The organism is Terrimonas ferruginea DSM 30193 (assembly GCF_000425585.1).
In the GTDB taxonomy this organism is placed as follows: Bacteria; Bacteroidota; Bacteroidia; order Chitinophagales; family Chitinophagaceae; genus Terrimonas; species Terrimonas ferruginea.
On sequence record NZ_AUDS01000028.1, the window covers coordinates 50868 to 65055 of the forward strand.

The 14188-nt window shown below is 44.2% G+C and carries 14 protein-coding genes; 6 read left to right on the forward strand and 8 right to left on the reverse strand.

Translation table 11 applies throughout. The features are described from left to right. Window positions 1-120: 120 nt before the first annotated feature. Window positions 121-2280, reverse strand: a complete 2160-nt coding sequence (locus H608_RS0111105; RefSeq protein ID WP_162142868.1) for a tetratricopeptide repeat protein — start codon at window positions 2278-2280, stop codon at window positions 121-123. A 320-nt stretch (window positions 2281-2600) separates the two neighbouring features. Between H608_RS0111105 and H608_RS0111110 the strand changes: the two genes are divergently transcribed. The 6 genes from H608_RS0111110 (at window position 2601) to H608_RS0111135 (ending at window position 8076) form a co-directional block, all read left to right on the forward strand. Then, window positions 2601-3245, forward strand: coding sequence for a hypothetical protein (locus H608_RS0111110; RefSeq protein WP_155990133.1), 645 nt, complete (start codon window positions 2601-2603; stop codon window positions 3243-3245). A 13-nt stretch (window positions 3246-3258) separates the two neighbouring features. Further along, a complete protein-coding gene (locus H608_RS0111115) occupies window positions 3259-3915 on the forward strand; it encodes a hypothetical protein (protein WP_028787740.1) in 657 nt (218 codons plus the stop codon). Window positions 3916-3943: 28 nt separating this feature from the next. Further along, the gene (locus H608_RS0111120) at window positions 3944-4612 is read left to right on the forward strand and encodes a hypothetical protein (RefSeq protein ID WP_028787741.1); all 669 of its coding nucleotides are present in this window, start codon (window positions 3944-3946) and stop codon (window positions 4610-4612) included. Window positions 4613-4705: 93 nt separating this feature from the next. Further along, a complete protein-coding gene (locus H608_RS0111125; protein WP_028787742.1) occupies window positions 4706-5428 on the forward strand; it encodes a LytR/AlgR family response regulator transcription factor in 723 nt (240 codons plus the stop codon). 146 nt (window positions 5429-5574) lie between these two features. After that, window positions 5575-6234: a hypothetical protein gene (locus tag H608_RS0111130; protein WP_028787743.1), complete on the forward strand. Its 660-nt coding sequence runs from the start codon at window positions 5575-5577 to the stop codon at window positions 6232-6234. Between the two features lie 219 nt (window positions 6235-6453). After that, on the forward strand, window positions 6454-8076 hold the full coding sequence (locus H608_RS0111135) for a T9SS type A sorting domain-containing protein (protein WP_028787744.1): 1623 nt from the start codon (window positions 6454-6456) through the stop codon (window positions 8074-8076). 119 nt (window positions 8077-8195) lie between these two features. On the opposite strand, the gene H608_RS0111140 is transcribed toward H608_RS0111135, so the two are convergent. The 7 genes from H608_RS0111140 to H608_RS23650 form a co-directional block, all read right to left on the reverse strand. Further along, entirely contained in the window at window positions 8196-9320 is a 1125-nt protein-coding gene (locus H608_RS0111140; RefSeq protein ID WP_028787745.1) for an epoxide hydrolase family protein, read from the reverse strand. A 71-nt stretch (window positions 9321-9391) separates the two neighbouring features. Further along, window positions 9392-10210: a helix-turn-helix domain-containing protein gene (locus H608_RS0111145; protein ID WP_028787746.1), complete on the reverse strand. Its 819-nt coding sequence runs from the start codon at window positions 10208-10210 to the stop codon at window positions 9392-9394. Continuing rightward, window positions 10207-10701, reverse strand: coding sequence for a YdeI/OmpD-associated family protein (locus tag H608_RS0111150; protein WP_028787747.1), 495 nt, complete (start codon window positions 10699-10701; stop codon window positions 10207-10209). Before H608_RS0111150 ends, H608_RS0111145 begins: the two co-directional genes overlap by 4 nt. A 167-nt stretch (window positions 10702-10868) precedes the next feature. Continuing rightward, entirely contained in the window at window positions 10869-12149 is a 1281-nt protein-coding gene (locus H608_RS0111155; protein WP_028787748.1) for a T9SS type A sorting domain-containing protein, read from the reverse strand. Window positions 12150-12320: 171 nt separating this feature from the next. Next, window positions 12321-12542 carry a hypothetical protein gene (locus tag H608_RS0111160; RefSeq protein ID WP_028787749.1) on the reverse strand — a complete coding sequence of 74 codons (222 nt, stop codon included), beginning with the start codon at window positions 12540-12542 and terminating at the stop codon, window positions 12321-12323. Between the two features lie 33 nt (window positions 12543-12575). Next, the gene (locus H608_RS0111165) at window positions 12576-13106 is read right to left on the reverse strand and encodes a hypothetical protein (RefSeq protein WP_028787750.1); all 531 of its coding nucleotides are present in this window, start codon (window positions 13104-13106) and stop codon (window positions 12576-12578) included. Continuing rightward, window positions 13106-14188: RHS repeat-associated core domain-containing protein (locus H608_RS23650; protein WP_028787751.1), on the reverse strand; the 1083-nt coding region annotated here is incomplete at its 5' end. The genes H608_RS0111165 and H608_RS23650, both read right to left, overlap by 1 nt.

A 14188-nucleotide genomic window follows, 5' to 3' on the forward strand; every position in this document is an offset into this window, starting at 1 on the left:
ATTTATTCCCAAACACGAATGAACTGGCCTGAGATTGAGAAAATATGGAAGCTATAAAATTAAGGCAGAATGACGAGAATCAGGATTCCTTATTGAGTACGTGATGGGGTGCGGGCTATTTTAGTTCAGTACTGATTGCCCTTCGAAAAAAGGCAGGTGTATTTCCGCTGTTGTGCCTTTTCCGGCCTCACCGCGGCCAATCGTAAACCGGGCCTTTCCTCCGGGGTATTGCTTATTGATCATGGCGATACGGTCTTCTATGGAAGCCAGTCCCATTGATTTTTCTTTGATGCCGGATATCCGGGCTGGATTTACCGTATTTTCAAATCCCGCTCCGTTATCTTTTACAGTAATACAAACGCCTGTGTCTGTTTTTTTGAGCGATACGGATAAATGACCATGTTCCCGCCCGCCAGTCATCAGACCATGCAGAATAGCATTTTCAATTAAAGGCTGGATGAGCATAGGCGGTAAAAACAATGTTTTTAGTTGTAGTTGTTCGTCAACATTAAAAATGTAGGTAAATGAATTACTGTACCGGATATCTTCCAATTCGGTATAGAGCAGCAATGCTTTCCATTCCTTATCCGCCGTAACGAGGCTTTTGGTGGAATTTTCCAGTATCAGCCGGCTTAAGGCTGCAAACTTCTGGATTAACCTCGATGCAGTTTTTTTATCATTGTCCATTATATAGGACTCGATGGAGTTTAATACGTTAAAAATAAAATGCGGATTCATCTGTGAGCGAATAGCTTTTAACTCACTTTCGGATAACTGATGCTGGTGTTTTAGCTTCAAAGCATTTTGCTCCGATTCCTGCAACTGAATTTCATTTTTATACTTCAGCCTTCGCAAACGGTAAAGGTTTAAAAGAAATACCAGGACGGAGAACAGGACCACTAAAGCCAATATCCCATATAACCACAATTGTTTAAGCTCAAGCCGGTCAAGTTGCTGTTGTTGCGACAACGCATTTACTTTACCCGCCTGTATCTTTTCATTATTCTGCGCGATGATTAATTGCTTTTGTTTCTCTTCATTCAGCAGTTTTTCATTTTGCAGTTGCACCTCCTGCAGACGCCTCAGTTGTTCGCCTTGCTGAAATTGTGAAGCACTTAATGCCAGCTCGAGTTGCTGCTGCCGGAGCTGTTCATCGGCCAATAGCTGTTTTTGTTTATAGACAGCTTCTGTTTTGTCAAATTCATATTTGAGGCCCATCCGGGTCACTTCACGCCTGTTGTTATCATTGCTTATCGAGTCGGAAAAGACCGTGAACATTTTATAATAATGCAAGGCGCTGTCTGGCTTCGACAACGCTTCATATACTTCACTTAATCCCAGGCTGGCCTCTTTTTTTATGTCAGTCGCATTCAGTGCCATGCCAATTTTTAACGCGTCGAGCCCATGCTCCCTGGCCAGTTTCAGGTTGCCTTTTTTCAAATAAGCGGCGGATACATTTTGTTCGTTGAGCCCCAGGCTTTTTGTGCTGCCGATTTCTTTATTGATAGCAATTGCCCTGAGACCATGTTCCAATGCCAGGTCGTGCTGACCAAGCTCATTGTAGTAAGCTGATAAGTTACCGTTTTCACGCCCTTGTGACCGGATATCCCTGACAGAATCTGCCAATGCCAGGGCCAATCTGCTGTACCTGATCGCCTCCGGGATATTTTTCTTTTTATAATAAACGATGCCGATATTGGTCAACGTGTTTGTCTGGCCGCTATAATGGTTATTATTTCTGAAAATCGTCAGTGAACGCTCGTAATGCTGCATGGCCTGCTCATAGTCTCCCATCTCTGTATATACGATACCGATATTTGCCTTGGTGGATGCCACGTCCAATTCACGATTAATTTTTTCCGCTTTGGCCAACGCGAGCAGGTAGTACCTTAAAGCCTCCGGGTATTTCGACTGGCTCATATAAACCAGCCCGATTGTATTCAGATCGCCGATCATGCCAAAATCAGCTTTCAGTTTTTCATCAATCTCCAGCGCTTTGTGCAAACTCGACAACGCTTCCGGAAACTGGGAAAGGTTAAGGTGTATGATACCCTTCACCCTATAAGCTGCCGAAAGCAAATGCTGGTTCTTTATATTCCTTTGAAAAAGCAGGATTTCATCCGCATAGGTAAGGGCCTTTTTAGCATCTGATGATAGATGTTGCGCTGCCAGGTTAAAAAATGCCGTGCCGATCTCGTCGGCTTTCCCGGGATGTGCTTTTAATACTGTTCGCAGCGAATCCGCCACGCTGGTTTGTGCAGACAGATCAGTTGAACACATGTTCCAACTTATCAGCGTGATAAAAAAATACAAGCCTTTCTGTAAAGAGACTTTTACGCTCATTTTCAGTATTGGATAAAAGAATGGTTGCAAAAAAAAACAGGAAATGGGGTTCGTCAAATATAGGACTAAGATCCCCAAGTAGTCTTTTTATTCGCTCGGTATAAAAAGGCGTTCACTCAATTTACGCCCCTTTTCAATCATTTGCTTCCAAAGCCCGGTTTACAGGTGATAAGTTTGGTTAAGAAAGGCGGCGCCATTAACCATTAAACTTTACCGCTGCCTTCTGCCAATTAAATAATATCAAAAATCAAACGACTATGTCAAAACTATTTTTTTCCGTTGCCTTTTTGCTGGTAACCATGCTTTTTATGCAATGTAAAAAGGAAGGCACTCCCGGCCCGGAAGGTCCGAGGGGTGAGCAGGGCGCAACCGGCAATGCCAATGTCAAAACGGACACCTTCCGCTTAACCAATGCGCAATGGACTGCAGGCGGAACCTATATCCTCGACCACGTGCAGGGCGGCTACATGTGGTCCGTCTCACGGTACCATGAGAGAAACTTTACCGCTATTACACAGGACGTGTTAAATACGGGTATGGTACTGTGTTACTTTACGCCTTCTCTCACTTTTAATGTGAACAACTGGGTACCCCTGAATTACAGTATGCTGAACCCCAACAACAGTTTCTTCTACAATATAGCTTATGAAACAAGCGTCGGAAAAGTTAAGCTGTATTATTTCTATCGGACCAACATCCCGGGAACGGATCCACCGGCTATTTCTTCTGCAGTAATACCCAATTACAAGTTCAAAATCGTCGCCGTATCCGGGACAATGGGTCGCACAATGAATAGCGGCACTGCAAAAAACATACATCTTAAAGGAAGAGATTATACGGAAGCACAGTTGAAAGCAATGCCCTATAACGAAGTGTGCCAGTTGCTTGATATTGCCCCATGATAAACCTGTAACCATGAAAACATATATCTGTTTCTGCTGCATTCTTCTTTTGATTGCCCATATGGCTATTGCACAAAATGTTCCGGCCTGCATAACTGCCTTGAACAAAAAAAGCTCACTTACCAACACGCAATTCGTAAAACCGCTGACGTTGAAAGACGGGCGAACCGTGTTTCAGTTTAAGGTATCAAGCGCCGCCCAATGTATGGATTGCCCTAACGGAACGATCTATTACGATTCCAATTGCAACGTGGTGGCAAGTTTTATAATGGGCAGAACTGCCAGTGGCTATGTGGCATATGGTTATACCGCCGGAGATTTTGGCAAATCGCAGTATCCCAATATCCGTTACGGAAAAAAGAATGACAGCATTCCGGCTTGTATCAGCAAAGCCATGCTAAACGAGGATTCGTTGATAAACGCAGGGGTAAAAAAAGTAGTACAGGTACGTATCAAAAACAAAACACTTTATTACTTCGAACATGCACCTGCAAAAGAAATAGCAAACTGCAAGGACTGTTCAACAAGTATGCAATACTATAATAACAATTGCGACAAAGAGGCAACGTTCACTGTTGGAGGTATAGCCGGTGCCAAGGCTAGTGAAGGCTACACTATGCCGGATTATTACAACCGGCAGGTATTACAGATTCTCTGGAACGCCAGGTAACAAATTATAACAACTTAAAAGACATACCATGAAACAATTCACAACCATTTCCCTGAAAGTTTTACTGGTTGCAACGCTGCTCACAATGTATACCGGTTGCAAAAAAGACAACGACCAGGACAACTCCACCATCAGTCCGGGAGAACTCGCCGGTTATCAATGGTTGCTCTTTATCAATAACGGTACTGGCACCGAAATGAGACTGGTCCATTTCACCCAATCTGGTAATGACGTGACCGCTACAATTGAAGATGTAGTATTGAAAAAAAGCCAGCCAGTCAGTTTGAGAAATGACAGCTTTTCCATCGATGAAAAAGATGATGGCATATCTGTCTTTCATTTCAAATTGAAAAAAGATGCAAATGGTAATCCTGTAATCAACACGGTAGCATATAAAGACAGGCAGAACCCGGCTAAGACTGTGCAATCAGTTCACTATATAACAAAATCATCGGAGATCATACCGTTTCAAACTAATAGTTACGAAGGGCCCGGAGTCCTGCAATTTAATGCAGGCACATGGAGATATTACGCAGTTCCAAACGCGATGGGCAATTACACTGAAATAGCTCCCGGTGCGTGGAAAGGAACGTTGAATGGAGCTCAGTATATGGGCGTAAGTGCAAAAATCAATAACCGCTGGCGTATGTTTCTACAGAAAGCAGGTGAGCCATCGATGATGTTCTCGGTTATTTGAACCGGTTTAAGCACCATACAGGCGTTGAACACACCGCAAACTTTATTGTGATTCCATTGTAAAAAACCGAAATTTACACAAAGCAGCCTACACATGTTAAAAGCAGCCATTTTGGATGACGAAATAAGAGGAAGCAAACTGCTGGCGCAAAAACTAAACGTTTTTGAAAATGAGCTGCAGGTGGCAGGGATTTTTAACAGCCCGGAGAAAGCACTTGATGCCGTGGCAGATCTGCATATAGATGTACTTTTTCTCGATGTAGAAATGCCGGGCATGAACGGTTTTCAATTCCTGGAAAAACTGGGCCGGTTCAACTTCGAAGTAATTTTTACCACTGCATACGACAGTTACACATTAGAAGCACTGCGGTTAAGTGCGGTTGATTACCTGCTTAAGCCGGTAGACACTGAAGAACTTGAGGCGGCCATTTCCCGGTTGCAGAAAAGAGTGAACGAGAAAACCAGCCTGAAAGCCATCAGGCCTCAGAAAAACCTGAGCACCAGAATACCGCTGCCAACGGCCGAAGGTATTTATATCGTGGACAAGCATACGATTACAAGGGTCGAAGCCATGAGTAACTACAGCGTATTCCTGCTCAGTGACAACAAAAAAATTGTTGTTTCAAAAACATTAAAAGAATACGAAACGATTCTGGACGACGACCGTTTCATGCGCATAAACAGATCGGTAATCGTTAACCTCGACTTTGTAACAAAATACCGTAAAGGCGACGGCGGCACATTGGAGCTATCCGATGGCACAGAAATAGAAGTGTCACCGCAGAAAAAAGACATTTTGTTACAACGGCTTTTTTGACCAAACCCGGTTTTCAACACACAATTTTTATATCACTCCCCCTCTCCCTTCCCTTGTATTTTGCCAGGCTGTCAATACCTGGCAAAAGTTATCGCTATGACTCAAGGTCAATAAACAGATTTCTCTACCTTTTAAAAAAACAGGTTATGCAACATTTTAAAAAACATATCAAGGCTGTAGCAGCACTGTTGCTGATTGTGCTTTGCTCATTCAGCGCAAAAAGCCAGGCAATTGAATTGAAAGATTATTGCATCGTAGGTTATTATGCTTCTTCGCCAACCGCCACTTTCAAGACGCCATTCATTTTCAATTTCGGCGAGAACAATACGTTCCAATATCTTGAAGTGGATGGCAGGCTGCATGAAGGAAAGTACACCGTTACGAACGGCAATATAAAATTTGAATTGATTGGTGGTGAGTACAATTACGAGCTAAAAGGCGAAACCGTTACGCCACGTGGCAACCGGACCTATGCCAGGCTTGAGAAAAAGATATTCGGCAACCGGTTAAAAAGCAACCGTTATACCGGCATTTTATATAAGCAGCAATCCTCCCTCGCAGTGCGCACCAGCTATCAATTTATCGGCGCCAAATTTAGTATAACGAATGAAAAAGGTACGGTGGTGCCTTATACAGAATATACATTGGTCGGTAATATGGCGGGTTATGCTGTTGGCGGAATTAAATCCAGCATCAAAAGAAGCATTTTTGTTTTATATGGTACCCAATTGGTGGTCATGAATATTTATAGAAATGAAAGTGAGGGCGCTACTTTCGGCATATTGGATCAGGTGAATACAAAATAACGATACGACAACAAGGAAATAAAACTTGCCGGCAAAGAAAGACCGTTTATTCCACGACTGCGCGGACCAATACGAAGATTAGAGAGATATTAGCGTTTAACAACAACTTTTTCAGTCTGTCAATTCGTTAAATAACGAATTGAATCCATTACTTTCGCGCTACTTTTTCGATCCAGACAATTCGTTGGAAAAACCAATTTTAATCCAAATACCAATCTGATGCGCAAGTTTTACCTGCTCTCTCTTTCGTTTTTATTGTCGTTAACTTCTTTTTCCCAGACACTTCTTTCAGATTTTCCTGTAACGAACGGAAATGTTAATGCAATAGCAATTAGTGGCAATACTGTTTATATCGGCGGCTCGTTTACCAGTATCGGTGACCAGACGAGGAATAATATCGCGGCTATAGATGCCACTACGGGCGAAATCACCGGATGGGATCCTTCGGTAACCGGCAGTGTGAGTACCATTGTTGTCAACGATAATACGGTTTATATCGGCGGCATTTTTACCGCTGTCGGCGGACAGGCGAGAACCAACCTCGCAGCATTGAATGCCACCACCGGACAGACCACCGACTTTGTAGCAAATACGAACGCTGTTGTCAACTGCCTGGCCATTGACGGTTCGACCTTATACGTTGGTGGTAATTTTACAACCATTGGCGGGCAGACTAGAAACAGAATAGCAGCACTCGTACTCAGTACAGGTTCGGTCACGTTATGGAACCCAAGTGCTAATCAGCAGGTGCGGGCCATAGCCGTAAGTGGCAGCACCGTATATGCCGGTGGTACATTCACGAATATCGGAACCCAGACCAGGCAGGGACTGGCAGCCCTGGACATTTCCGGGGGTACAGCCAGCACCTGGAATCCTCAACCTAATAATGCGGTAACCGCCTTAGCCGTACGAGACGGAGTAGTATGGGTATCAGGAAGTTTTTCATCAATTGGCGGGCAACCGAGAACCGGCCTCGCAGCCATCAGCGCAAGCGCAGGAACAGCTACCGACTTTAATGCCATGCTCAACAGCACAGTTAACAGTTTTGTCATAAACGGAAACACTATTTATGCCGGCGGACTATTTGCCTCGGCGAATGGACAAGCGAGAAGCAGACTTGCTTCAATCGATATTACCACCGGACTAGCTTCATCGTGGGATCCCAACGCAGGTGGTGCCGTTAACGCGGTCGCTATAAACGGTAGCAGGATCTTTGCGGGTGGAGCGTTCACCACTATCGGCGGGGCAGCCAGAAGCCGTTTTGCTGCCTTTGCAACCAACTCTACATTGCCCGTTCAATTAACATCATTTACTGCCAATACAGCTACCGCTAATTCAATTATTTGTAATTGGAACACCGCATCCGAACAAAACAGTGCCCATTTTACTATTGAACGCAGCATTGACGGAAGAACATTTACCAGTGTGGGGCAAGTAGCGGCCTCTGGCAACTCGACAGCTTCACACTATTACAATTTTACGGACTTATCGCCGCTGAAAGGCATCAGCTATTATCGCCTGAAGCAGGTGGATATCGACGGCCGTTTTACTTACTCGCAAGTGGTAGCGGTGAACACCAACAGCGCTGTTACTTCGCTCACGATTTATCCTACCCCTTCGGCAAATGAGGCAACGCTTGCCATCAATTCGGATAAAAAGCAAAATGGTTTCTATAATATTTACGACCCGACAGGAAAAAAGTTAATCACCAATACACTTTCATTGGATAAAGGATTGAATACCGTTTCTCTTCCTGTCAGTTCCTTACCTGCCGGTGTTTATTTCGTACAGGTGGTCAGTGAGTCGGGCGTGCAGCAAGGCCGGTTGGTGAAAGGAAGGTAAAGGTGTAAGGTAAAAGGTGTAAGGCGTAAGGTAGAAGGTGTAGGGCTTCTACTCCATGGTTCGTGTATACACGAACCATGGAATTGACGATTCACTATTCCAATCAGGCCCTTTACATTTTATCTTTGGATGCCAGAGAAAAAGTCACTTAGTTCCACCGCATACACGTACGGCAATTCCATTGGTGCAAAATGACCACCCTTGTCCAGTTTCTTATAGCTGACCAGATTCACCATTCTTTCCGCCCATTCTTTTGGGAATTGCGCCTCCCCGGGAAAAAGGGAAACACCTGTCGGTACCGTCACTTTCTGTGACGACTTCAATCCTCCTGTATAAGCAGCCCGGGCATTTTCCGCATAGGTTTTTACGGAACTGTCGATTGTCTGGCTCACCCAATAGATCATGATATTCGTCAGCAATTCGTCTTTGCTAAAGCTGTTTTCTATGTTGCCGTTGTTGTCGCTCCATGAATTGAATTTCTCGATGATCCAGCCGGCGAGGCCTGCAGGAGAATCGTTGAGGCCGTAGCTCAGGGATTGGGGCTTTGTTGCCTGGATCATATTGAAAGCGCCTTCGGTAAAAAACCAATGCTGGATCGTCTGACCAAATTGCTGCTCGGCCGGTGTCATCACACTCCAGTCCTCCTGCCCCGTCGGATACCCGACATCCGTAATATGAATCGCTTTAACCTCGCCGGGAAACTGGTTGGCCATCGATTTGGCAATGACGCTTCCCATATCTCCACCCGCAATAAAATACTGCTCGTAACCAAGTGTATCTGTCATCAGGCGGTGAAAGATTCCCGCCGTAACATCGCTGTTCACGGCACGATGCCCGGAAAAGCCGAAGCCGGGAATAGAAGGAATAACCAGGTCAAAAGAATGCTCGCCTTCGCTAAGCATAGAGATGATCTTATGAAACCGGTAGAATGAGTCAGGCCATCCATGAATAAGCAACAACGGCCTGCTGTTTTTATTTTTTCCTTTTACCTGTACAAAATGAACAGGGATACCATCTATCGCTGTAGTAAACTGGGGATATTTATTCAATTCTTCCTCCTGTTTGCGCCAATCGTAGGTTTCGTCCCAGTAGGTCAGGAGCTCCTTCAAATAGCGGGGATCGGTGCCATAAGCCCAGCCTGCATCCTCACCGGTTTCGGGCCACCGGGTATGACGGATACGATTGGAAAGATCATCCAGAACCGACTGCGATACATTGATTTGAAACGGATTAACTGTTGCCATGGTTGTTTATTTTTTGATTCATGACAAAACTACTGCGCCACAGATCCGTGGGATTGTAAAAAATTTACCTGCTAAAAAACCTTAATATCAGTAAGGATCCTGTTATGACCGGAGGCATTGTTCATCCTGAAATATTCAGCTGGCGTAATGCCGGTAAAGTGAACAAATTCTTTAATAAAATGCGCCTGGTCGAAATAATCGAGGTCATAAACGATCGAGGTCCAATTCAACCGGCCCTCCGATTGCTGAACGGCATTGATTACCCGTTGAAACCTGTGCAGACGTTGGAGGTATTTAGGTGAAAAACCGGTTTGCTTCTTCAGCATACTGATGAGATGCTTCTGCGAGTAACCCGATTTGCCAACCAACCAGTCGATCGGCTGGTCGATATTTTTATCGATAAATTTGACAACCGAGCTTTCGAACGTATTATCTGAAATATAACCGCCGAAATAATTCAGCAGTACCTGGAATTTCCGGTCAATATTTTCCTCGTCCAACAATTGCTGGTAACACCGGTTGAATGAATTACCCAGCAACAGCTCGATCTCCAAACCAGGATGGATTATTTCAGACATGGGAATCCTCGTAAGAGCAAAGAACCCTCCGATGGCAAAACGAATGCTGATAATGGCTGAATTGGTATTATTCTGATAGGTAATGGCTTTGGCATTGGCACCGGATAACCAGGCTTTTTTCATCGTGTGTTTTCCCAGGAGACCGGGTTCGGCATACAGCGTATTCACGGTGTTCTCGAGTTCAATGACGAGGTTAAGCCGGCCGTCCGGCAGTTCCATCAGGTAAGGCAGGGGCTGGCTTCCCTTTGCATAGATGATGTGTTCTATGTACTGGGAAAGAGGAGGCGGCGGTATGTGCTTTTTAAAAATCATGACTTTCGCTGCCAGCCGTCGCGGCCGATGAACCTGTTTTTACCCAACAAAAATCCTATTGCCTTATTTACGTTTTCCGTTACCGACGCTTCCGTTTTTAAAAAAGAGATGTACCGGACAATCTCTTTCTGCAGGGAAGGCGGAATCGTTTCAAAAACTTTTTTAGCTTCCTTGTTTTTATTCAATGCCTGCACCAATTGAGGATGTGGCTGGATTGTTCTGTCTGTGCTGTCGAAGCGGATCTTCACTTTTATCCGTTCTCCGATCTTTTTCTTCGCGTCCGGCAGCATCAGGTTGTTGATATAAAGCCGCCACTCTCCGCTATACCTTACAAGTGTCTGCACATAGTTTTTTCCATTTACGGTTCCGCTGACGGGAATTTTTCCTTTGTCTTTTCCGGCATCCCGGAACAGGCTGTCCAGGATATCAACCGGTATAAAAACAAAGGGATTGATTCCTATAATTTCCAGTCGGGTTTCAAAAACATACATGGTTAACCGTAAGGGCTGTTTGATAATTGTTACTGCAAGCTAATTCAATATAAGTCATCCCCGGCATGGCTTTTTCCACAAACAGTTTATCAAAAAAGGCCGATCCGAACGGACCAGCCTGCTTAAAATTTATTACTTAATACTTATCACTTAAAACTTATACCTTACTACTGCTTCACCAGTTTTACCTGTTGTTTGTAACCCGTTTCACCGGATTGCAACTGCAGCACGTACACACCCTTCGCCATGCCACTCCACTCCTGTAACCGGATCACCTGCACGCCTGTATTGGAAACCGATTGTTGCTGCCAGCAGACTTTACCATACATATCGATCAGTTGCAGCGTTATTTTTTCCTGGCCGATTGAGGTGACGCTGATATCGGCAAAATCAGTAGCAGGGTTTGGTGATACCTTTAATTGCCATTTCTTTTGTGAAGGATCAAGGGTTATTACCTGGCTATAGCGAACTCTTGTATCGAAATCAACCGCCACAATGCGGTAGTTAAAACGGCCGCTGACCGCCGCTCCCGTCCAGGTATATACGCTGCTGCCGGTTGCCGGTACTGTGCCTATGTCCTGCCACGCACTACCGTTGGTTGACCGCTCAACGCGGTAATCTTTTACGTTTTGTTCGGCACCTACTTTCCATTGCAGCTTAACGTTACCATTTCCCGGTTCACCACTAAAGGATAAAAAGTTGGCAGGAAGTAATGTCAGGGTAGAAGGAATCGCCAATGCGTTTGCGTCGTCAAATTCCCAGTTGGCCAGGTTATTAATAGTGGCACGGTCGGTGGTAGCATTACCGGTAATATTGATGCCGGCTTTCAAACGTGCATTGTTAATTTCCGGTACGATGGCAAAAGCGAAGCTGGCAATGGCCGGCGGCACTGCGGATTTGCTGGCATTGAATTCACAGTTGCCGAGTGTGGCATCCCATGGGCCATTCATGCTGAGGCCTGCAATGATGGAAGTAGGTGCCGTTATCGCTCCCTGGAAGGCGAAGATCTGATCGCCCCCTGTTACAAAACTGATATAATCGGTAGGCACACTTACGCCATTAATGACACCCAATACAGTGCCTGTTGTGGCCTGTAAATCGACCCGGCAGCGAATCCGTACCTGCGTTCCGTATTTCACCTCGGCTGTAGCCGTCCATTCAATCGCACCGTCGGAATAGGCCCCTGTACTTGCCCCGCAGGGGTTGATCGATTGAAACCGGCCCACATCACTGGCCCATCCAAAATCAGTGAACATAATCTTCGTACCCGCAGGTATGGTACGCAGGGCGATAAAGCTGAAATCGTCGTTTAAAGTGGGCCCATTGACCGTGTTATCGACTGAATTATAACCGGTAAAAAGAATGTCGCCGGGTAATAATTGTGCTTGTACAGAGGTGCAAAAAAAACTGCAGCAGAACGCTGCAAGAAGCGTAAAGGAACGTTTCATATCGGTTGGTTTAAAGGATTAAAGACAAACCAAATATAAAACAGATATCCTGAACAGTATAAAACTAAAAAAATGAATGCCTTTCTAAACTTTTAAATGCAGTCGAAAACAGGGAAGCTTACACTGGCAGATCGGCGCGTGTTTCGGGTAACCCTGCATACAAATGCTCCTCTATAGTCGTTTCAGCCGTTTCCATCGAGGCAGCCGGATAGGCGTTTGATTTTGTTCTTCCGTAATCAACACCCGCACATTCCCCAGGTGATCCTTGATCATGTAGTCATATTCCAGTCTCGCGGGGTTTGTGCCTTCGGCAGCCATATATCTTGTTCTGCATTCTTCGTTACCCAGGAACTGCAGCTTATCGGTATAACCTAAGACTACCTTTCTCGCCAAAAAAAGGTTTCTCTAAGGCTGGTCATAGAAAATTCATGGTAATGTCTGTAAGTAAAAGGAATTTATTGTTATGTACTTTTTATCAAAAACAATAAAATTAACAATAAAGAAACTAAAATCATTCCGCACGGCATCTGTTAAAACGGCTTTTGCATGCCTACCCAACCCTACTGTATCCTGCTCTTTTAAAAGCCTGACTTTGCTCACAGAATCAGCCAGTGTATCCTTAACGTTCCGAAATACAATTTCTCCACCATCGTTGGCAGTGTAATAATTTCCCGAGCTATAGTCATACAATTCGTAGTCACGTATCGGATACTGAGGTGAAACGGTTTCCAGAAGTAAGCATTTGGCATTATCTTCTTTATCTATTTGTTTCAGAACGGCGTCTAATAAATTCGGAGAAAATTTATTCGTATCTGAATCCGGCAGTCTGAAATTAGTGGAATCAAAATAGTTCTTCCTAATTACAATTTTGGCTGAGGCTTTCTGCGAAAAAGTACATCTAAAGCCGAAAATAGCAATGATTAGCAATGCTAATATATAAATGAACTTATGTTTCATTATTTATCTGGTTTGACGATTTCATAATGTCGAAGGATATAAGGAACCTGCCTTTTTTTTCCATCAGGATCACTTACTGTTTCGGACCAAAGTGTCAGGTCTGAGGTTTTACGGATAACTCTGGATTTTTCATCGGTTAACCATACGGTTGAATTAGTCCCCGTTCGGTATCCATAATGCGTTCTAAGAGGCATATCGTGGTCGAGTCTGATATAATTTTCAATGACAGTAGCATACCACTCATCCTGCGAAACCTTGCCTCCTGCCTGATTGAAATACCAGAAGTTATCTTGATACCCGGTTTTCAGTAGGAAACTATAGGAATGGGCAATTTCGTGACCAATAATTGTAATCAAAGGCAATGATATATAGCCGTCATCGGTTGGATATTCGACTCCTTTTTTAATTCTTTCTAGGTCAATATATACTTTATTCTCTTCTGATCCCCCGTAATTAACCCCTGCCTTGCCTTTATAATCTGAAGATGAATGAATAGAAATGGTTTCTTCTAAGCCAATAACATTGTCTAAAAAACCTTTACCAAAACTACCAGAATAAATTTGGTTGAGTGAATTAAGAACTGCCGTAGCGAGTTCATCACCGCTCATATCAACTACATAACCGCTAGCATCGTGGTATTGATTGTTATAATATTGATAACTATTGCCATTAATTGATATAGCTAGGCTATCACCATTAACATCAACATTTAAAATCGGATTGTTAGCAGCATAGCCGAACGGAGACACTGGGGTATATTTTTCCGCGAATCTGTCCTGTGTAAAGAATCTTCCAATCTGGTTATCATACATCCTCGCGCCATAGTCCGTCCACTCCAACCCGCTACCTTCACTGAACTCTTCCCGCTGTTCTTCTTTGCCGTTGTACTTAAACCGGTTCTTCAACTCACCGGCTGCTTTATGGCTGACCCCCGCCATCGTCAACCCGAAAGGATAATAATGTGTCTCTTCTAATAAGGCACTTCGCGTATGAACAAGTTGCAGGTTATCAAAGAACACGTTCACGGGACTCTCATTACTCACATAGACATAAAGATAACCGTTTTTGATGGCAGCGAGATT

Excerpts from the sequence above, each read along its gene's own strand:
- H608_RS0111105 (WP_162142868.1), bottom strand. The coding sequence starts at position 2,280 with ATGTGTTCAACTGATCTGTCTGCACAAACCAGCGTGGCGGATTCGCTG.
- H608_RS0111110 (WP_155990133.1), top strand. The coding sequence starts at position 2,601 with ATGTCAAAACTATTTTTTTCCGTTGCCTTTTTGCTGGTAACCATGCTT.
- H608_RS0111115 (WP_028787740.1), top strand. The coding sequence starts at position 3,259 with ATGAAAACATATATCTGTTTCTGCTGCATTCTTCTTTTGATTGCCCAT.
- H608_RS0111120 (WP_028787741.1), top strand. The coding sequence starts at position 3,944 with ATGAAACAATTCACAACCATTTCCCTGAAAGTTTTACTGGTTGCAACG.
- H608_RS0111125 (WP_028787742.1), top strand. The coding sequence starts at position 4,706 with ATGTTAAAAGCAGCCATTTTGGATGACGAAATAAGAGGAAGCAAACTG.
- H608_RS0111130 (WP_028787743.1), top strand. The coding sequence starts at position 5,575 with ATGCAACATTTTAAAAAACATATCAAGGCTGTAGCAGCACTGTTGCTG.
- H608_RS0111135 (WP_028787744.1), top strand. The coding sequence starts at position 6,454 with ATGCGCAAGTTTTACCTGCTCTCTCTTTCGTTTTTATTGTCGTTAACT.
- H608_RS0111140 (WP_028787745.1), bottom strand. The coding sequence starts at position 9,320 with ATGGCAACAGTTAATCCGTTTCAAATCAATGTATCGCAGTCGGTTCTG.
- H608_RS0111145 (WP_028787746.1), bottom strand. The coding sequence starts at position 10,210 with ATGATTTTTAAAAAGCACATACCGCCGCCTCCTCTTTCCCAGTACATA.
- H608_RS0111150 (WP_028787747.1), bottom strand. The coding sequence starts at position 10,701 with ATGTATGTTTTTGAAACCCGACTGGAAATTATAGGAATCAATCCCTTT.
- H608_RS0111155 (WP_028787748.1), bottom strand. The coding sequence starts at position 12,149 with ATGAAACGTTCCTTTACGCTTCTTGCAGCGTTCTGCTGCAGTTTTTTT.
- H608_RS0111165 (WP_028787750.1), bottom strand. The coding sequence starts at position 13,106 with ATGAAACATAAGTTCATTTATATATTAGCATTGCTAATCATTGCTATT.